Source organism: Halorussus marinus, assembly GCF_004521895.1.
In the GTDB taxonomy this organism is placed as follows: Archaea; Halobacteriota; Halobacteria; order Halobacteriales; family Haladaptataceae; genus Halorussus; species Halorussus marinus.
Genome location: NZ_SBIR01000009.1, coordinates 1 through 19,041, shown reverse-complemented (window position 1 = coordinate 19,041; position 19,041 = coordinate 1). Strand labels below are relative to the sequence as shown.

24 protein-coding genes and 1 pseudogene are annotated in these 19,041 nt (G+C 58.5%); 14 read left to right on the top strand and 11 right to left on the bottom strand.

The window, feature by feature from the left end; translation table 11 throughout:
* Positions 1 to 16: 16 nt before the first annotated feature.
* From EPL04_RS19520 to EPL04_RS12300, 5 genes are all read left to right on the top strand, one after another.
* Positions 17 to 241, top strand: coding sequence for a DUF7123 family protein (locus EPL04_RS19520; RefSeq protein ID WP_004594599.1), 225 nt, complete (start codon positions 17 to 19; stop codon positions 239 to 241).
* Positions 238 to 1,239 carry a DUF63 family protein gene (locus tag EPL04_RS12315; protein ID WP_004594600.1) on the top strand — a complete coding sequence of 334 codons (1,002 nt, stop codon included), beginning with the start codon at positions 238 to 240 and terminating at the stop codon, positions 1,237 to 1,239. The genes EPL04_RS19520 and EPL04_RS12315 overlap by 4 nt, the downstream gene beginning before the upstream one ends.
* Before the next feature lie 28 nt (positions 1,240 to 1,267).
* Positions 1,268 to 2,443, top strand: a complete 1,176-nt coding sequence (locus tag EPL04_RS12310; protein WP_011222414.1) for an NAD(P)/FAD-dependent oxidoreductase — start codon at positions 1,268 to 1,270, stop codon at positions 2,441 to 2,443.
* Positions 2,444 to 2,762: 319 nt separating this feature from the next.
* Positions 2,763 to 3,296 (top strand): DoxX family protein, encoded by a 534-nt coding sequence (locus tag EPL04_RS12305; RefSeq protein ID WP_004594602.1) that lies wholly within the window; start codon positions 2,763 to 2,765, stop codon positions 3,294 to 3,296.
* Positions 3,297 to 3,302: 6 nt separating this feature from the next.
* On the top strand, positions 3,303 to 3,590 hold the full coding sequence (locus EPL04_RS12300) for a hypothetical protein (protein WP_004594603.1): 288 nt from the start codon (positions 3,303 to 3,305) through the stop codon (positions 3,588 to 3,590).
* A gap of 264 nt (positions 3,591 to 3,854) precedes the next feature.
* On the opposite strand, the gene EPL04_RS12295 is transcribed toward EPL04_RS12300, so the two are convergent.
* Entirely contained in the window at positions 3,855 to 4,394 is a 540-nt protein-coding gene (locus EPL04_RS12295) for a universal stress protein (protein WP_227262465.1), read from the bottom strand.
* Between the two features lie 294 nt (positions 4,395 to 4,688).
* On the opposite strand from EPL04_RS12295, the gene EPL04_RS12290 reads away from it, so the two are divergent.
* From EPL04_RS12290 to EPL04_RS12270, 5 genes are all read left to right on the top strand, one after another.
* Positions 4,689 to 4,829 carry a YHS domain-containing protein gene (locus tag EPL04_RS12290; RefSeq protein WP_011222411.1) on the top strand — a complete coding sequence of 47 codons (141 nt, stop codon included), beginning with the start codon at positions 4,689 to 4,691 and terminating at the stop codon, positions 4,827 to 4,829.
* Between the two features lie 59 nt (positions 4,830 to 4,888).
* On the top strand, positions 4,889 to 5,491 hold the full coding sequence (locus tag EPL04_RS12285; protein WP_004594609.1) for an AsnC family transcriptional regulator: 603 nt from the start codon (positions 4,889 to 4,891) through the stop codon (positions 5,489 to 5,491).
* A gap of 216 nt (positions 5,492 to 5,707) precedes the next feature.
* Entirely contained in the window at positions 5,708 to 6,331 is a 624-nt protein-coding gene (locus EPL04_RS12280; RefSeq protein ID WP_004594610.1) for an ABC transporter ATP-binding protein, read from the top strand.
* 127 nt (positions 6,332 to 6,458) lie between these two features.
* Positions 6,459 to 7,061 (top strand): ABC transporter permease, encoded by a 603-nt coding sequence (locus EPL04_RS12275; protein ID WP_004594611.1) that lies wholly within the window; start codon positions 6,459 to 6,461, stop codon positions 7,059 to 7,061.
* Complete coding sequence (locus EPL04_RS12270) at positions 7,058 to 7,810, top strand: ABC transporter permease (RefSeq protein WP_004594612.1); 753 nt, start codon at positions 7,058 to 7,060, stop codon at positions 7,808 to 7,810. The genes EPL04_RS12275 and EPL04_RS12270 overlap by 4 nt, the downstream gene beginning before the upstream one ends.
* A 284-nt stretch (positions 7,811 to 8,094) precedes the next feature.
* Here EPL04_RS12270 and EPL04_RS12265 read toward each other — a convergent pair whose 3' ends face one another.
* From EPL04_RS12265 to EPL04_RS12230, 8 genes are all read right to left on the bottom strand, one after another.
* Positions 8,095 to 8,841 (bottom strand): plastocyanin/azurin family copper-binding protein, encoded by a 747-nt coding sequence (locus EPL04_RS12265; protein ID WP_004594613.1) that lies wholly within the window; start codon positions 8,839 to 8,841, stop codon positions 8,095 to 8,097.
* Between the two features lie 19 nt (positions 8,842 to 8,860).
* On the bottom strand, positions 8,861 to 9,169 hold the full coding sequence (locus tag EPL04_RS12260; RefSeq protein WP_004594614.1) for a thioredoxin family protein: 309 nt from the start codon (positions 9,167 to 9,169) through the stop codon (positions 8,861 to 8,863).
* 123 nt (positions 9,170 to 9,292) lie between these two features.
* Complete coding sequence (locus tag EPL04_RS12255; RefSeq protein ID WP_004594615.1) at positions 9,293 to 9,646, bottom strand: SHOCT domain-containing protein; 354 nt, start codon at positions 9,644 to 9,646, stop codon at positions 9,293 to 9,295.
* Positions 9,647 to 9,649: 3 nt separating this feature from the next.
* Positions 9,650 to 10,066, bottom strand: a complete 417-nt coding sequence (locus EPL04_RS12250) for a DUF302 domain-containing protein (RefSeq protein WP_004594616.1) — start codon at positions 10,064 to 10,066, stop codon at positions 9,650 to 9,652.
* A 95-nt stretch (positions 10,067 to 10,161) separates the two neighbouring features.
* Entirely contained in the window at positions 10,162 to 10,515 is a 354-nt protein-coding gene (locus EPL04_RS12245) for an SHOCT domain-containing protein (protein ID WP_004594617.1), read from the bottom strand.
* 57 nt (positions 10,516 to 10,572) lie between these two features.
* Complete coding sequence (locus EPL04_RS12240; protein ID WP_004594618.1) at positions 10,573 to 10,893, bottom strand: hypothetical protein; 321 nt, start codon at positions 10,891 to 10,893, stop codon at positions 10,573 to 10,575.
* A 168-nt stretch (positions 10,894 to 11,061) separates the two neighbouring features.
* Positions 11,062 to 11,661, bottom strand: a complete 600-nt coding sequence (locus tag EPL04_RS12235) for a helix-turn-helix transcriptional regulator (protein WP_011222408.1) — start codon at positions 11,659 to 11,661, stop codon at positions 11,062 to 11,064.
* Positions 11,662 to 11,786: 125 nt separating this feature from the next.
* Positions 11,787 to 13,181 (bottom strand): permease, encoded by a 1,395-nt coding sequence (locus tag EPL04_RS12230; protein ID WP_004594620.1) that lies wholly within the window; start codon positions 13,179 to 13,181, stop codon positions 11,787 to 11,789.
* Positions 13,182 to 13,509: 328 nt separating this feature from the next.
* On the opposite strand from EPL04_RS12230, the gene EPL04_RS12225 reads away from it, so the two are divergent.
* On the top strand, positions 13,510 to 14,976 hold the full coding sequence (locus EPL04_RS12225; RefSeq protein ID WP_134671632.1) for an amidohydrolase family protein: 1,467 nt from the start codon (positions 13,510 to 13,512) through the stop codon (positions 14,974 to 14,976).
* 29 nt (positions 14,977 to 15,005) lie between these two features.
* On the opposite strand, the gene EPL04_RS12220 is transcribed toward EPL04_RS12225, so the two are convergent.
* A complete protein-coding gene (locus EPL04_RS12220; RefSeq protein WP_004048660.1) occupies positions 15,006 to 15,530 on the bottom strand; it encodes an ArsR/SmtB family transcription factor in 525 nt (174 codons plus the stop codon).
* 201 nt (positions 15,531 to 15,731) lie between these two features.
* On the opposite strand from EPL04_RS12220, the gene EPL04_RS12215 reads away from it, so the two are divergent.
* The 3 genes from EPL04_RS12215 to EPL04_RS12205 are packed head-to-tail and all read left to right on the top strand — an operon-like array spanning position 15,732 to position 18,553.
* On the top strand, positions 15,732 to 15,947 hold the full coding sequence (locus EPL04_RS12215) for a heavy-metal-associated domain-containing protein (protein ID WP_004594622.1): 216 nt from the start codon (positions 15,732 to 15,734) through the stop codon (positions 15,945 to 15,947).
* Between the two features lie 4 nt (positions 15,948 to 15,951).
* The gene (locus EPL04_RS12210) at positions 15,952 to 17,871 is read left to right on the top strand and encodes a heavy metal translocating P-type ATPase (RefSeq protein ID WP_004594624.1); all 1,920 of its coding nucleotides are present in this window, start codon (positions 15,952 to 15,954) and stop codon (positions 17,869 to 17,871) included.
* Positions 17,872 to 17,899: 28 nt separating this feature from the next.
* Positions 17,900 to 18,553: a hypothetical protein gene (locus EPL04_RS12205; RefSeq protein WP_004594625.1), complete on the top strand. Its 654-nt coding sequence runs from the start codon at positions 17,900 to 17,902 to the stop codon at positions 18,551 to 18,553.
* Between the two features lie 33 nt (positions 18,554 to 18,586).
* On the opposite strand, the pseudogene EPL04_RS12200 reads toward EPL04_RS12205, so the two are convergent.
* A pseudogene (locus EPL04_RS12200) lies at positions 18,587 to 19,041 on the bottom strand (site-specific integrase); the annotation flags it as partial.

Below are 19,041 nucleotides of genomic sequence, written 5' to 3'. Positions count from 1 at the left end.
CGTCACCTCTAGATCAATGTCGAATATTTCCCGGCACACGGTTCGAAGGTACCTCGTCGAGACAGCCAGTAGCGAACCGACATACCTCCGGGCTCGCGAGATTGCCAGCGACCTCGACGGATCTCCCAAGGCAGTCGCGCAGTATCTCAGCCAGCTCCAGGACGAACTCACAATCGTTTCACTCGAACAGTGGGGGCGCTCGAAAAGCACGACGTGGCGATTGGAGGTGAACGGGTCGTGAGTACTGTCACCCGCCGCGTCGAGACTGTCCTTCCGGAGACCGGCTCACGCGAGTGGTGGGCGCTGTACCTGCTGGCCCCGCTCGTCCTCCTCGGTGGGGGCATCCTCGTGTTTCCGACGTTGGTCTACGACCGGTTCATCTGGCAGTATCTCTGGGGACCAGTCGTCGCCGATGCGGCCGGTCAGCCAGTCACGCACGAGGGGGTTCGTGCTGTCCAGGGCTACAACGCGGTGAACACGGTAATCTACCTCGCGGCAGTCGTATACAGCCTCCCCGGACTACGTGCGTATCTCGACCAACTCGACGTCACGTTCGACGCACGACTGGCCTACGGGTTCGCTCCGATCATCATCGCAGGTGGGGCGATGCGCGCCCTCGAGGATCTCGGGCTGCTCGGGGACTACGCGGTGTGGTTCATCACGCCATCGATTTACATCGTCGTCACCGCTGTCACCATCCTCGCGCTCGGTGTCGGTGCACTCTTGCGTGACCAAAATATCGGATCTATCCCGCTAACAGTCGGGCTCGTCGGGTCGGTGTGGGCTGTCGGGGCCGTCTGGTGGGCTGTTTGGCACGGCCTCTCGACATCGACCCCACTCCGCCTATGGGTTCCTGTCGCGACGACGGGGATAGCGCTCGGCGTAACCGCACTCTACTACTGGGGCGCGAGTTTCGTCAATATCACACACCTTCGACACCCGCTAATTCTGCTGGCCGTTTTCGGCCAGTTGTGGGACGCTGCGCAGAATCTCATCGGTGTGACGTTCCTCGGCTACTCCCCAAAGCTGGTCGTGACGAATCTCGTGTACCAGGCGACTGGATTCTCCGGATCGACGTTCGTGCTGAAACTCGTCGTGACTGTCGGCATCGTGTGGTATCTCGCCGATGCGAAAGAGGAGATGAATCACACGTGGTGGTGGCTTATGACGTTCTTCATCGGAGCGATCGGACTCCCGATGGGCGTTCGTGGGTCACTTCGGATGCTGTTGGGAGCTTAACGATGGCCTCAAAGATTGGCAAAAACCGATGACACGAACGTCCAAAATTGCGGTAATAGGTGGAGGGATGGCCGGGCTTGCAGCAGCTGCTGGATTCGACGACGCTGGATTCGTCGTCGAACTATATGAGCGGCAGTCCTACGATAGCAAACGCGTTAATTGCGGAGAAGCGATGACAGCGGTATCGAAGATCCCACTCGAGCCGACTGTAGAGAACGGCTTTCTCAATCCGCTGCCAGCGATGGAAGTGGAGGTGTATGACGGAATCGACGCCGATCGCCACCGCACTGGAGCCGGCACCTTTCCTGCTGCGGATACATATATAACGGACCGAAATGTCGTTGAGCAGTCCTGGGCAGAACAACTCTCAGAGAAGGGTGTTGACATCCACGAAAACCAGTCTATCACACGGACAGATTTCCACGAGTTCACCGATGAGTATGATCTCGTCGTTGATGCAACCGGTCAGCCATCACTCTCTAGTAAAGCGCTCGGAACAACCAACGAGTATTCAGGATATATGGTAGCGCTTAACAGTGATGTCGAAGGGGACTTCACCGAGTTGTACCCGAACAGCCGGATAATTCTGGAGAACTATACAGGGTACTCGTGGGCATTCCCGAAGACATCGCAACGAGCCAACGTTGGTATCGGCTGGACGGTCAGTGACCGGCCTAGTGATTATATGAAGGCATTGAGGGAAGCCTGTAAGCGGAATGGGTGGCCAGTCCCGTCGCAGGAACGGACGAACGTCGCAATCATTCCCGAGGGACCCAGTCTCGATCCCGACAGAACCTATCTACCGGAGCATTCCGTCGTACGGGTTGGTGATGCTGCGGGGATCGCAAACCGACTCACTGGAAAAGGAATTTCACAGGCCGTTGAATCGGGATTCTTGGCCGCAGAGTTGGCTAACAGCGGCCAATTACACAATTTTCCTGACAGTTTATATCAGAGGATGAAAACGGAGTACATTTTCGCCACAGTTGTGAGATACTTTCTTGAAACTCGTAATCCCAAGGTTCTGGGAGCAGCAATTCGTGCCGCTGCCGGGATCGATATTGAAGACGTTGACCGGTCTCCGAGTACAGTTCTACTGCGTCTCCTCCGCCACCCTGTTTTGTTTGCCCGTATTTTCTCGAGACGACGAGTTTTAAACCGTGTCTATGGAGGAATGACTAACCAATGGGAGTTGATTAATTGACATCCGCTCGAGTTAAATTCTCAGAATCTGTTAGCTACTGGGAGGATCGGTAAGTACAGAGGATTAAATCAGCAAATGGAGTCCCTCAAGCGAATTTTCCGAGATCCAGAATTCGGTGGGCTCGGCTTCATCAGTGTTCCCGCTTACACGCCCCAGCACACAATCAGTCCGTAGAGGGTGACCGAATTCCTTCTTGAGAATCATCCAACTCACCTCGGATATCCGCGTTCCTGAAATGAGCCCCGACTCTTAGAAATCACGAACACCATCAATCTTTTTTACTACATCTGACAAAATCAGCCGTGAGGTGAAGTATGCCATGTCAACTCAATCCATCCGTACGAATTTTCTCGGAACCGAGACGTCGTTCTCGGTCTCGGGAGCCTGGTTGTCGTATTGGATCCTGCTGCTCCGGCTGACCGCCGGGTGGTGGATGCTCCACGCTGGCCTTGACAAAATCTGGGCGTGGCCCTTCGACGCCAGCTGGTTCGTCGGCGGAGCCGCTCAGGGCACGATTCTCGCCCCCTTCGTCACGCCGTTCAGCGACGGCATCCTGTTGGCGTTCGTCAACGTGGCGGTACCGCTTGGGCAAACCGCCATCGGTCTCGGGCTGATACTCGGTGTCCTCACGAGGACCGCCGCCTTCTTTGGTGCCTTCATGATGCTGTTCTTCTACTTCATCAACGGCTACGGTGGCGGCTGGGCCAACGGTATGGTCACGGGTGAACTCCTTGGGATCATGGTCTTCGGAACCATTGTGGCACTTGGAGCGGGCGGCGTCCTGGCAGTCGATAACCGCCTGCGTGAGATGGAACTGTTCGAGAACACGCGATTACGGAAACTCCTCGGGTGACTACCAATGAGTGACTTATCAACGGCAGACCAAATCGCCATGTACGTCGGCGGTGGCCTGGTTGTCTTGGGCGTCGTCGTGATCGGCCTGCTCGACATGCTACTGGGAGCCGGGCACCCAGTCGATAGCGAGGGAGCAATCGAACACGCTGCAGTGGTCCCCATCGACATTAGGGCGGGCATCATCCTGCTCGGCTTGGTGATTTGGGGACTCGTCGCCGTTTACAAGTTTGCCGCAGGGTCGGCACCGTCGGGATCGACTACGGGCCAAACCCCATCCGGCATGGACGACTAGTTCAACAACTCAGTCCGTGGAGCCATTTGCCAGTTAACTTTTCGCGTTGCTCGCACTAACGTCCATCTGATGCACCTAAACGTGAAGACAAACACGATTTTTAGGAGTAGCCCTGTCGTTTCTTGGTTTTCCTTCTGGTCAGTACGCGCGCTTTATTCAGCAGAACGAACTTAACACTCTTTGGTTTGGTAGAAGAAACGGGGATTAATACGCAATTAGAATTTCCGAATTTAAGACTGAAATTAGTATATTACAAATAATATTTCAATATAGCCTTGACTTCCGATTCTGGTTTGTCTTTCGAAGAAAGGTGTACGGGTGTTTTTTCAATTCAGCTGTCCTTCGGTTAATCGTTAGAACGGGGTAATCTGCTTCCTCGATCACTTGAGCTGCGACGCTTCCCTGTAATAGCCGACGAATGCCAGTCAATCCTCGTGTCCCCATTGTAACAAGGTCGATGTCAGTCACCTCAGTGTATTTGAGAATCTCCTGCTGAGGTTGACCAAAGCTCAACGTAGTTCGGACAGGAACGTCCAAGGTCGCTGCCTTCTCCGTAATGTCCTCCAAGAGCCGAGTTCCCCGCTGTTCCCAAGAGTCAGTGACCTCTTCCCACGTGAATCCAGGCCGACTCGAATAGGACTGTTCGGAAATGATAAAAAGTCCATGTAGGGTTGCATCATACCGTTTAGCAATTTGTAGCCCATGTTTGAAGGCCACAGATGCCTCGTCGTATCCATCCGTAGGCACGAGAATATCTGTGAACTGACTAGTAGATAACTCTCCTACCGGATCAGAGGGATCCATATCAGGTATCGTCAAGACAGGAAGGGTCTTCACTGCTCGTGATTGTCGTGTGGTGGATCGTGACCCATAGGTTTAGAATTGGTTCAGACTCCAGTATTTATATAGGACACAGATAGGAATCCGTTGGTATACTCGAACGATAGTTCGGGATTGTGAGGTACTAACCGTTGATTGTGGAGTCAGAAAAGCCAAACCGTGCAGCACGGCTCAAATCGCTATGTATCCCGACTTTGGATTGCTAAGAACAAATTGCTTGATTCAGGCCCTCGTACCATTGATGTGGGGTGAAACCGAATGGCAACTGATCCAGTCTGTGGAATGGACGTCGATGAAAGTGATCCGGCGGCCACAGCTGAGTACGACGGTCAGACGTACTACTTCTGTGCCGAGGGCTGCAAGGAGACGTTCACCTCGACACCGGAGGAGTACGTCTAACCGTCACACCCCACACCTGCGTCGTAGCTCCCCCACACCCACCCCCATTCCGCCTTTCGATGACCCAACCAGAACTTGACGACACGGATCGCGAAATCCTCCGTCTTTTAGCGGAGAACGCGAGACGACCCTACAGCACTATTGCTGAGGCTGTAAATCTTTCACCCCCGTCCGTTTCAGCACGCGTCCGTCAGTTGGAGCAAGAAGATGTCATTCGTCGATTCACCGTTGATCTCGACCTCACACAGTACGAAAACCGGATACACGTCATGGTACGCCTCCAGCCTGAGCTCGGAAAGACGGATTCTCTTCGAGAATCGATCCTCGAGACCCCAGCCGTAGAACACGTATTCACAACTGCGGAGGGCGAAATCGTAGCTGTTGCGACGCCGCCGCGGAATACAGTCGGAAACTGGGCGCAGCAATATCTACCACTGACTGACGTGCGGCGATACGACGTACAACTGCTGTCGAACGCTGCTCAATCAGCGTATGCCGAGGGGACTGAATCCGCACTCAAATGTGCAAATTGCGGAACCACTGTCGGTGAAGACGGACTAGCCACCCGTGTCGGTGGTTCACTCCAGCAGTTTTGCAGTGAGAACTGTGAAACAACGTATAGGGAACAGTATACAGAAAGTCAAGAGAAATCTGATGCTTAGAGTCTAGCATTAGCTGTATACTCAATTCCTGATTGCTTACGAGTTTGCTGCAAATAGTTTTGATTTGAAACAGTAATCGCAGTGAATTAGAAGCGTGTGTATACACCTATGGAAGCGTCCACAACCACCAAAGGAGAAGCTACAAGCAACAAGGTACTCGTCCGTGCTAATGAGATTGAAAAAACGTACGGATCGAGTTTTCCATTTACGCGGTCAGTGACCGTCCTCACCGATGCCGATCTCGAAATTCGGACGGGGGAAATCGTCGGGATCGTCGGCGCGAACGGGTCGGGCAAATCCACGCTCATGAACATCCTCGTCGGTGTCCTCGAACAGGATTCCGGAACAGTCGAACGGACGGGAACCGTTGGCTGGTGTCCACAGGAACCACTGCTTTACGACCGCTTGACGGTCGGAGAGACGTTCCGACTGTTCGGTTCCGGATACGGAATGACCGCCGAAGAAATCGACGAGGCCAAACACCGCTTGGCGTCGAAACTCGATTTCGAGCAGTACCTTGACTACCGAATCGACCAACTCAGTGGTGGAAACCGGCAGAAAATCAATCTCAGTATCGCCCTGATGCACGATCCGGACGTCCTCATGCTGGACGAGCCCTACACTGGATTCGACTGGGAAACGTATCTCACGTTCTGGGATCTCGCCGAGGAACTCGCTGCCGACGGAACAGCTGTCACGATGATTTCACACCTGATCGAAGAGCAAAGTCGTCTCGACCGCATCTATGAGGTTCGTGACGGACAGGTCTACGACGTGACTGACCAGGAAGGCGAGACTGATGCAACGGCCAGTGAACGGGGGGAAGAGACCGATGAATAGGGTTTGGACGGGGATTCGGGCGAACGTCTCCACCTTCCTCAGAACCCCCCTGAATGTTGTCCTAGCACTTCTCCTTCCGATTGTCGTTATCGAAGGCTGGGGACAAGCAATGGCTGGGTTACCAAGTATGCCGACGGTCGAGGCGATTCCGATCGAGCTAGGTCGCCTTCTCGGAGCGATATTCGGGGTCGCCATCATTGCCGGCCTGATGGGACTCGCGCAGATGATTAGTGCGCGTGCAGCCGATCGGCGACTCGTTCAGACAGGCTATCCACCCCGAACACTGCTTGCGACTCGATTAGCGGCGCTCGGAGGAGTGACCGTTGTCGTGGCTGCCGTAAACTACGGCGTTCTCTGGCTGACGATTTCACCGGGAGCCCCTGTCCTGACGTTCGTATTCCTCGTACTTGCCGGCCTCGTCTATGCGTTTCTTGGCGCACTCGTCGGGGCGCTCCTTCCACGACTGTTCGAAGGCTCGCTCGTCGTGGTGTTCCTTGCAATGATGGATGCGTTCCTCAGTGGCGACAGTCCGCTGGCCGCCGACGTTCCCGAGTTCGTGGAATACTTCCCGCTCTATCATCCAAAGGAACTCCTTCAGGAGGCGATGTTCCAAGGCACATATACGACGGGTGATCTCGGCTTCGTCGCCGGATACCTGCTAGTCCTGCTTGTACTCGTCACCGCAGTGTTCGGAGTGACGATGCGCACCAGTGGTGGGTGGTCCGCATGAGTCGTACGACAACGGCGTTCACAATCGGCATCAAAGAACAGGCGCGAAACTACGTCCTCGTCGCTCTACTGGTCGTCCTACCGGTCTCGTTCATCACGTTGGCGTTCGCAGTCACCCAGGACGTCGAGATGCCGGTTCGGACGCTCGTCGACGGTGAGACGGTGACGGTCATGCGAGGGATGCCTGAGGTCCACGGCGTGATTATGACGCCGATTACGAGCGCCCTCATCGCGGGACTCGCCGGGTTGTTCCTGATGCGAGAAGCCAAAGACACAGACGGTCGTCTGGCAGTCGCCGGCTATCGTGCACGACAGGTAATCACTGCCCGGTTTGGGGTCCTCGCAGCAATCACTCTCATCGTTACCGGCGTCTCAGTCGGCGTGATGCTCGTCGATTTCCAGCCTGAGCATCTCTGGTGGTTCGTCGCAGCGATGCTCGTCGTCTCGGTCACGTATGGTCTCATCGGGATGCTCGTCGGGGCCGTTTTCGACCGCCTAGCCGGGATGTGGCTAATGCTGATTCTCCCGATGCTCGATATCGGACTCTTCCAGGATCCGCTGTTCATCCAGTCCGAGCCCGAATGGTGGATGAAACTACTCCCCGGCTATTGGCCCGTCCGTGTGATGGTCGATACCGGACTCACAACGGACGTAGATACGACTCTCTCATTGGTGTGGGCTACTGGATACCTCCTCCTCGTAGCTGTCCTCACAATCGGCGTCTACTACCGAATTACACAGGAGAAGTAAGATCAGGCCAGTAGACTACTTACTCCGGTAACTGTAGGGGAGAAGACCCAAACAGCACTATATCCAGCTTCGCTCAATTGGATAGTTTGACTCGGATTTCACTACGACCGTCTGATCGGGCAAACGGTTCGGTGGACTCTGGTTGCTGCTGTGTCCCTCGTTCTCTGGGCACCGATGAGTGCGGCTTACGTTCCGCGGAGAAGTGCCGCGGCGTAGGAACAGGTCTTCGAAGGACTCCTGAGCGAGGGACCTCAGGCGTGTAGAAATGGCGACGACACCGCGCCTTACCGAGATGGGTCTTCACTCCCAGTCTCCAACCGTTCACGACGCTTCTGGAACTCTTCTTCGTCGATCTCGCCTCGTGCGTAACGACGTTGGAGGGTTTCCATAGCGGAATCGTCACTCTCTGGAGGTGCATCGCCTCGACCCATTGCCCAGTAGAGGAAGCCGCCGACCAGCCCCAGCATCCCGAGTGCCCCGCCGACGAACGGCAGCCCACCGAACCATCCACCGTTCCGGCCGTGCATCATCCCTGGACCCATCATTCCGCCATCGGTACTCCCACTGCCGTCGACGTCCGAGCCGACGGCAACGGCGCCGTTCTGGACGATCGTTTCGCTGTCTGGGACCTCGCCGTCCGGGATCGGGCTGTCTTCAGCTGGACCGCCAGGGCTACCAACGACGATGCGACCGACCATGCCGACCGTCTTGTGAGGGATGCAGTAGTAGTCGTACGTTCCGGGCACCTCGAACGTGTGCTCGAAGCTCCCCTGCGAGATGGTCCCGCTGTCGAAGGCGGTGGCGTCGGCGGGAACGCGGTCCGGATAGGCCGTCGCCGAGTGAGCTCCGGCTGCTATCTCGAAGCGGACGGTCGTGCCAGGTTCGACGTGGAGCCCGATCGGGTCGAAGTAGTTGTTGCCCATCTTCACGACGGGCGTCTCCTGTGCGGCGACTGGTTGGGTGAATCCCGCACTCGCGACTGTGCCAGCACCGAGCGCTCCCAGGAACTGGCGTCTACTGTAGTCTGTCATTGTAGCTGGTTGGCTTCTGTTATCCACGGATGATGCTGGCGAGCCGGTTCGTGAGTCCGGGCGATTGCTGGCCGGCGCTCTCGATGGCAGCCTCCAATTCGTCCCGGTCGACGATGCCGATGAACTCGGCCGTCTGTTCCCCGTTTGCATACACGAGCGTCGTTGGCGTCTTTCGGACACCGTACTCCTCGGCCGTCTCCAGATCGGTCTGGATGTCGACCTCCCGGAACTCGACATCCGGATACGCATCTTCGATACCCTCGTTTTTCTCTCGCTGCGTTGCGCACGCTCCACAAGTCTCCTGTGTGAACAGGATAACTTCCGTCATAGTAGCTAGTATGGTCTTATGCTTTTAGCACACTTCTATTCACATCCGAAAGCTGTGAGGGTCACAGATTTCGGATTCCAAGGGGCCGGACGTGAGTAACGCCGGAGGTTGGTGGTCGGACCGTCACTCCGAGCGTTCGAGCTTGTTCCGACGCGCCTCGAACTCTTCCTCGGTGAGATCTCCGCGGGCGTATGCCATACGCAGCTCCTCCATTGCGGGATTCCGCGACGACTGCGATGCCGTCACGCGACGGAAGACGAGATATCCGCCACCGAGCAGGAGGAGGAGGAAGACCAGCTGGACGAGCATCCCGACGAGTGGCCACCAGCCGCTGGTCGTCCCGTATCCACCCATCATTCCACCGTATCCCATCATCCCGCCGAATCCCATCCCCATCGTGAGCAAGGGGAGGACGATGATCGCCCCGAGGATGAGGAGGACGATGGTTGTGGTGTCGAGTTGGTTTGATGATGTCATGGTTCAGATCTCGGTCGATGATTCGAGTTCGTCCGCGACGCTGGCGAGAACGCGTTCGAACCGGTCGTGGACCTCGTTCGCGATCGAGTCGAGTGCCTCGTTGTCGGCGATGCCGACGAGCTGTTGTGGGTCGACGGCACTCACCATGACCTCGCCGCCGTCGGTTTCGTAGACAATGACGTTACACGGGAGGAGTGCGCCGAGTTCGATCTCTTCGTTCAGGCCCTCGTGTGCCAGCCCCGGGTTGCACGCACCGAGGATGCAGTACTGTCGAAACTCCTCGCCGAGTTTCTCCTCGAGCGTCGCTTGGACGTCGATGTCACAGAGGACGCCGAATCCTTCGTCTTTGAGCGCCGCAATCGTCGTGTCGACGACGTCGTCGAACTCACCGGTGACTGAAGTCTGTATTGTGTATTCCATGAAGTATCATACCCCGTCTACGGGGTTAACGGTTGGGTGCCGCAACGGCGGCCGTTGGGAATATGATGTATCGGCTGGAACAGCAGCTGCTCCAGTCATCCGGTGCGTTCGAGCTGTTCTCGCCGCCGATCGAATTCGTCATCCGAGAGCTCTCCGCGGGCGTAGCGCTCACGGAGAACCGACAGCGACTGCTCTTCGTTCCCACCGGAGCCTCGATTGAGGAGCGCATAGACAATGTAGAGCGGAACGGCGATGAGGAGCCCCATCCAGAGGAACCCCCAGAGCCCCATCGCTCCACCGAAGAGGCCCCAGCCGCCCCCCATCATGCCGCCGCCGTAGCTCCCACTACCGTGGGCAACAGCCGGTCCAGTCGCCGCAACTAGCAGCGGGACGGCGAGGATCGCGAGTCGCCGAGCAGTGCGTCCGATGTGAGTGGTGAGTTGCGTCATTATCTTGCGTTGGTGAGTTGTGGTGTTCGATTGGAGCGATCGAAACGGCCAGAGCCGTCAGCAGTGGCCCTGCCCGTACATCCCGCCGTTGTAGCCGTCGTCAGCCCCGTCGTGGTATTCCCCGTCAGCCATGTCCTGGGCCATCTCGTCGACGGTCACACCCATGTGCGACTCCATCCACTCGACGCTACCCGGGCCCATGTGTTCGGTCATCTGTGCCTCCATCCAAGTGGCCCATTCATCTGCGGTGGCATTGTCCGTAGGCGCGTCGTCAGCGGTCGTTGCGTTGTCGTGTGCGCTGACTGCCGGTGCGGCGAACGCGAGTCCGACAATCGCGAGCGCCACGAGCAGCCACCGGCCGAGTTTGAAGTTGGTCATTGTCTCTCTCCTCGGTTACTCGTAGGCCTGCTCGGGAGTTATCGACATGGGTGTGAATCCATACAGGAGAACGTTCGAGAACGTCTATAACATCTTCTAACCGTTTTGCTCGAGGGAGACCGTTCATACCTACGGAATTCGAGAGGGAGAGCGCCCGATAGATAGCGACTATTTTCCCGGTTGTTGCTGCCGAAGGTCATCACTCGGATACACACGATAGGTCCGACCCTGTCGTTCCCGATACAGCAGACCTCGCTCCTCGAGTGAACTCACGGTCTGGCTTACTTTACTCTTCGAGAACTCAGATCGATCCCGAAGTTCAATCTGCGTGATTCCGGGGGAGTTCAGGACGGGTTCGAGGACGCGTCGTTCATCATCCGGTAAGAGATCGAGAACGCGTGCTTGGGGGTCCGATTCAGGATTGATAGACGTCGCCGGTGCAGCGTCATCATCCATCGACGTAGCTGTTGCCGCCGATGTCTGTGCAGGATCGACAGGCGCCGTTGTGTCGGCCACTTCTGGATCGGTGAGTTCTCCCCGGACCACGTAATAGACGCCACCGATAACGCCAGCAACCAGCAGGGTTCCAACCACGTACCAGAGGGGGTCTGGGCCGTGCATCGTTCCCATAGATGAACCCATCATTGACCCCATCGATTGCTCGATAGCCCGACGCTGTTGATAGGCCCGCCAACTGAGTACCCCGCCGGCCAGGAGAACGAACCCGAGAAGCACACCGACGACAGTATCTGCTCGACGGCGATTCATATGACAGCCCCGAGTTGCGGGATTTGACTATTCATACCGTCTATTTGAGCGCAGTAGGTGTGACAATTGCGGATTGAAACTGTGATGATGAACCCCATCACAGCGGATGAACCACAGTGCGATCATCAGTGGTCATGATCGTGATCGTGGCTCGATATTTGCGGGCTTTGATTAGTAAATTCCGTTGGTTCTTCTTCGAACGTACGCTTGCATTTCTTTGAGCAAAAATAGTACGTCGTCCCATCGTGGGACGCACTCGGGCCCTCATCGTCGGTTCGCATCCCGCACACCGGATCTCGATACTGACCTGGTGCGCCGAGTCCCCGCCGGTAGACATACAGAAGGAACCCGGAGAGCGCAAAGGCGATAATATTGAGGTAGAACGTGTAGTTGAGCTCGAAGTACGTCTGTTCAGTCGCCGTCTCGCCGCCCGCCAGATCTGGAACGATACCCAGCGCGTCGAACAGCAGCTCCATGAGGAAGCCGGTGAACGCCATCGTGACGAAGAAGACGCCGAGGATGTACAGCATCACCTTCCAGCCGTAGTACTTCCGGTAGACGTTCAGGACGGGCACGGTGATGAGGTCGGCGTAGACGAACGCGATGATCCCGGCGAAGCTGACGCCACCACCCCAGAGCGCGACGGCGAACGGGACGTTGCCCATACTGCCGACGAAACTGAGGACGGCGATGATGACGCCCATGACGGCGTTCTCGGCAGTCACGAGCAGGCCGTCGCCCTGAATGAACAGCGTGTTCCACACCCACTGCGGGACGAAGACGATGACGAACCCAGAAATAAGGAAGCCGGCGACGATGTCTTTCCAGATCATCGACCACTCCTTGCGGTACTGATTCCCGACCTTGTACCAGCCACCCCACGACAGCAACTCGTCACGCCACCCGCCGCTACTCGACGTCTCCTGGCGATAGGTCTCCATACAGCCCTCCGAGCAGAATTTGAGCGTCTCACCGCCGTCGGTCGTGAGCGTGTACTCGTCTTTCCCCTCCATCCCGCAGGTGGGATCTTCCGTGACGCCCGCCTGGCGGTCGCGCTCGTTGAGCTTCTCGCGGACTTCGTTAAACAGGTTTTCGGGAAGCGTAAGGTGGACGATGGCGGCCATGACGGCGATGAGAATCAGGCCGCCGAGCAGTTCCGCGACGAGGAACTCCCAGCCAAGCAGGATGAGAATCATCAGCCCTAGTTCGACGATGAGGTTCGTCGACGCGAACATGAACGCGAGGAAGTTCACCGCGTGCGCCCCCTTCTTGAACAGGCCCTTCCCGATGGCGACGGCGCCGAAACTACAGCCACTGCTTGCTGCTCCGAACACAGTCGCCTTGGTAAGTCCAGTTAGATCGCCCTCACCCAGCACCTGTGCCATCCGCTCCTTCGAGACGTAGACCTGGACCAGACTCGTAATCGTGAGGCCCATGATGATCGCCCACGCCGCCGTCCAGAGAAATCCGACACCGATACGAAGGGATTCAAGAACTCCGTCGATTATCGTCGCCTGCATAGGTGTATCATTGTAGGGATCATCTATTGCGGTTTTGATTAGAATATACTGCCTATGAGGGTATCAGTACTATGGCATCGTAACCGTCGGCCATAGATGATCTATCGTGAAGAGGGGAAAACATTGCAAACCTCCACAAGCTCCACGGAATCCGACTTCAGATTCAAAAGGGGAATCTGATTAAATCACGCCGACGTATTAGAGGCTAATGGGACCAGTAGAGACCGATGATATCCCAAATGAGGGGAACACCACCTGGAAGAACAGCCTTCGCCGGCCTGCTCGGTTGTCCAGTACGGTAACTGTCACATCCACTTCCTAATTTACGATGGCTGTCGATCTGGCAATCCATGATGCACTCGTTCTCACAGCCGACGAACGGAACCGCCTGTACGAGCGCGGCACAGTATGCATCACCGATGGCTGTATCGAAGAAGTCCGACCATCACGTGCAGGAGACGGAGAATTAGAAGCGTCCACCGTTATCGACGGGAACGGGAAACTGGTGATGCCGGGGTTGGTGAACGCCCACACGCACTTGGAGATGACACCGCTCATCGGTGCGTTTAGCGAACTCGAGCTGACGGAGATGCTTGGGAGTGGGACGGCCTTGTTTAACAGATTAGGGAACGGCGAATTCGAGTACCTCGTCGAGGCAGGCGTCGAGCTCGCAGCGCTCAATTTCCTCTTGGGCGGTGTCACGACCGTGAACTCGATGGACGCACGGCCTGCCGCAGGTGCAGAGGCGTTCGGGGAAGCAGGGCTCCGCGGATTTTTCGGCCCGGCGATCTCGGACCTCTTCTGGGACCAACCAGTCGATCAGCAGTTCTCCCGTGCTCGCGAGTTCGTCGAAACGTACCACGACACGTACGAGGGCCGAATCAGGGCGACGATCTGCCCGCACGACGACTGGTCGTGTACCAGGCAGCTGTGGGAACGGACCGCGTCCCTCGCCGCAGAGTACCCGGACCTGCTCGTCCACACGCACTTGCTCGAACTCGAGGAGAGTAACACGATGGCACGAGCGAACGGTGGCGAGGACTCGGTAGGATTGCTCGACGACGTTGGACTCCTGGACGACCGACTGGTCGCTGCTCACTTCCGCCTCGGCGACGAAGAGGACATCCAGCGAACCGCCGAGGCGGACGCGGCTGTTGCGCACTGCCCGTCCGTCTTCTGTTACTGGAATCCGGACGGGGAGACGCAGTGGACGCCCGTTCCCGAGCTTCGAGCCGCCGGCGTCGACGTCGGAGTAGGGATTGACGACCACTACTGGCACGACTCGTACAGCATGTTCGGTGAAGCGCGGCAAGCTCGGCTGGCGGCAAATCTCAAGCGTTCAGCCGGGCAGTTCGACTCGATGGAACTGATACGAATGCTCACTATCGAGGGCGCACGCGCGCTGGGGATGGGCGACGAGATCGGCAGTATCGAAGCGGGAAAGCGCGCGGATATTATCCTCCTCGACGTCGACAAACCGAAGTTCACGCCACTGACCAACGTTCCCGCACACGTCGTGAACAACGCGGTCCCGGCCGACGTCGAGACAGTGATCGTTGACGGCGACGTCGTCCTCCGGAATGGTGTGCCCGAGACAATGGACTCGGACGACGTGCGACAGCGAGTAAATCAGGCTGTCGAACGCTTCATGGACGAGACAGGCTGGGAGTTAGACATTGGTGGTAGTGAACCGCCGACCAGCATCGAGACTGTACGGGACCTCCCAAAGCGTGGCCCTGCGCGACTCCTGACTCGCCTCGCGATGCAATCCGCGCGTGATCGGTTCTCCTTCTAAGACCCTGCCAGCGTAGGGGTGGTTCCCCCTCAGGAATTTCTGTGGGCGCGAACGAACGCACGTCGCAGGACGGTCAGAAGAACGTACGTCTCGTACTTCTGGGTCTGGCAGTGCTCGCAGGGCTGCATATCCTCGACGATCTCCTCAATAGCGTCGTCGTACTCGTCGGTGAGCGTAGTGAGCGCGTCCGTGATCTGGGGCTGGGCAGCGTCGATCATCTCCTCGACGGCGGCGTCGGCCGAATCTGGTAGTGAGTACGAGAGGACGATCGTGTTCGCGTGGTAGTACTTCGTCGTCCCACCACGCCCCTCCTCGAAGCGAACGACGTCGACGAGGCCCGCATCCCGGAGCTCGTTGATGTGATGGCGGACCGTGTTCTCCGTCCGGTCGATGCCGCGATCGTCGAGGCGTTCGTGGACCTCGGTCGCAGTTAGGGCTTCCTCGGACAGAATGTCGAGGACCATCGCCCGCATCGGCTCGTCGATGGCGTCCGAAATCCGAGTGTCTCGCACCGCGATGTCGTCGAGACGGTGGTCGGTATCGGAATCACTCATACGAGGACTGAGCGCGAGCACGCGGGAAAAGGTAGCGGGGCAGGAGTCGGGTAGGTGTCTGTCGAGGTATCCAGTACAGGATGGACCCGCGATAGCGAAAGCCCTAGACGACCCGTTTGACTGTTCCAACGACTCGTATCCGAATTCAAACATATCATATAAAAAATACTTATTGAGGTACGGGCACTATCTCAAACTGTAATGAGCGACACAACCCAATTCCGCGTCCTCGACTTCGACTGCCCGACCTGCGCGAGTACCGTCGAACGCGCCCTGTCGAACGTCGACGGCGTCCAGCACGTCGAAGTCCACTACGCGACCGGCCGCGTCGAGATCGAGTACGACGACAGCGTCGCTGACCCCGACGCCTTCGCAGAGACCATCGAAAACCAGGGGTACACTCCCCAGCCCGCCTAACACTATGAACAAACAATCGATCACGCAGTACTACCGGAACCACCGGAAGGCCATCGTCACGGCGACAAGCGGCCTGCTGTACGGCGGTGGCTGGAGTCTCGGCTACCTCACGAGTTTCGAGATGGCAAGCGCCGCCATCCTCGTCCTCGCGACGGTCGTGGGTGGCTACGACATCGCCAAGACCGCTTACCACGAGGTCACCAACCGGACGCTCGGCATCAAGACGCTGGTGACGCTGGCCGCCATCGGTGCTATCGTCATCGGGGAGTACTGGGAAGCCGCCGCCGTCGTCTTCCTGTTCAGCCTTGGCAGCTACCTCGAAGGCCGGACGATGCGGAAGACCCGGACGGCACTTCAGGAGCTACTGGAGATGACGCCCGACACGGCGACCGTCCGTCGCGACGGGACACTCCAAAAGGTCTCCGCCCGCGATGTCGAAGAGGGCGAAGTCGTCGTCGTAAAGCCGGGCGGGAAGATCCCGGTCGACGGAACCGTCGTCGACGGCGAGAGCGCAGTCAACCAGGCGCCGGTCACCGGCGAGAGCGCGCCCGTCCACAAGGCCGACAGCGACGAGGTGTACGCCGGGACGGTCAACCAGGAGGGCGCGCTAGAAATCCGGACGACGGGAGCGGGATCGGATACGACTCTCGAACGGATCATCCGTCGCGTCGAGGAGGCCCAGGAGGCTCAGTCGCCCACGGAGAGTCTCATCGACCGGTTCGCGAAGTACTACACGCCGGCCGTCATTGCCCTGGCTATCGGCGCGTACGCGGTCACGCAGAACGCGATCCTGTCGCTGACGCTGCTGGTCATCGGCTGTCCGGGCGCGCTGGTCATCGGGCCACCGGTCAGCATCGTCTCGGCCATCGGTAACGCCGCCCGGTCGGGCGTGCTGATGAAGGGCGGCGAACACCTCGAACGCGCCGGCAAGATCGATCTCGTCGCCTTCGACAAGACGGGGACGCTCACGAAGGGCGAGACCACCGTCTCCGGTATCGAGGGGTTCGGCGTCGCCGCCGCCGACGTCCTCTCGCTCGCAGCGACCGCCGAGAAGAAGAGCGAACACCACCTCGCGGACGCCATCGTCGACATGGCCCGCGAACGCCAGACGGCTGCGACGGACGGTGGAGCGACGGTCGCCCAAGCGGACGATACGGACGTGGGGCGCAGGTCGGTCCCCGATCCCGACGACTTCGACGTGGTCGCCGGCAAGGGCGTCATCGCCCATGCCGATGGCCAGGAAGTCGTCGTCGGCAACCGCGCGCTGCTGGACGACCGCGACGTCGATGTCCCCGATCGGGTCGCCGACTACGTCCGCGAGCGTGAGGGGCGCGGCGAGACAGTCGTCCACGTCGTTCGGGACGGGGACATCATCGGCGCGATTGCGATGCGGGACGAGCTCCGGGAGGCCGCTCCTGGGGTCGTCGCGGCGCTCCAAGACGCTGGCATCGAGACGGTGATGCTCACCGGCGACAACGAGCGGACGGCCGCTGCCGTTGCCGAGGAGGTCGGTATCGACGAGTACCGTGCCGAACTCCTCCCCGAGGACAAGCAGTCCGTCATCGAGGGCTACCAGGCCGACGGCCACGTCGTCGCGATGGTCGGCGACGGCATCAACGACGCGCCATCGCTGGCCACTGCCGATGTCGGCATCGCGATGGGTGCTGCGGGAACGGACACCGCTATCGAAACGGCTGACATGGCGTTGATGGCCGACGACCTCGAACGCATCCCGTACGCGGTCAAACTCAGCAAGGCGACGCGCTGGAACGTCCTCGAGAACGTCGGGCTCGCGGTGCTGACCGTGACCGTCCTCCTCGCGGGCGTGCTCACCAGCTACGTCACCCTCGCGTCGGGAATGCTGGTCCACGAGGCCAGCGTCCTCCTCGTCATCCTCAACGGGATGCGACTGCTCCGCTACTGACCACGAGACACGATCACAACCACAACTCATGACATCGAATTCGACTGCGACTGACACGACCCAGACGAGAACCAATTGGCAGGTCGACTACGACGCCGACCCGATCGAAATCCGCGACCCCGTCGCGGAGGCCCTCGGCGTCCTCGAACCGGGCGAGCCGTTCGTCGTCACCTACCGGGACGCGGTGAAAGAAGCCGGACACTCCTGTCCGACAGCCTCGGGTGCCTATCGGATCGTCCAGCTCGGGCTCGACGCCCTGTATCCCGACGACTATCCAGTCCGGAGCGAAATCGAGGTCCAGACGGCCGGCCCGCAGGACGATGCCGCGTACGGCGTGATGAGCCGCATCATCTCGTACGTGACTGGCGCGACCGGCGATGACGGATTCAGCGGGCTCGCCGGCGGCTATGGCGGCCGCCGCGACCTCCTGCGCTTCGACGCGTTCGACCCGGACACGGCGGACCCGACGTTCCGGTTCCGGCGAACCGACACGGACGAGACCGTCGAAGTGACCTACCACGTCAGCGACGTTCCTGACGGTGGACCCGCAATCGGGAACCTCCAAGGGATTCTCGACGAATCGGCAACTGACCAGCAACGAGAGGCTTTCGCTGACGCCTGGCACCGCCGGGTACAGGTCGTCCTCAGCGACGACTCGCTGTTCACCGTCGACGCGGTGTGAACGCGACGGTCTACCCCTCTCACTCGAAATAAGTTACTGCGGTACACTATCGATCTCCTCAAGGGCCTCAGTAGCGACATCACCTAACTCACCAGCCTCGATATGCGAGTACCGCTCACGAACCATCTCCTCAGAATTATCGAGATATCGGGCCGCCACAGTATATCCGAATGCCCGGACCAGAACCTCGCCCATGCCACGACGGCCACCGTGCGGAGCAAGATAATCGTGTTTCGGATGGTCGATGTCGATCTCCGCGGCCTCCGAGAGTCGTTGGAGAATCGACCGTGCGCCGTCCGTCGTGATCGACGGCGGCCGAATGTCCACATCGAGCGCCAGCAGCAGGTCGCGAGCGTACTCCGCACGGCGTTCAATGATTGCTTCTGGGCGTTCCCCTCGTTCGGCGAGGTTTTCCCGGACGAGCCCTGCGAGCGTCCGTTGGTCGAACGTCGGAAACACCGGCCAGCGCTCCGTTGGTGGGTCCATCA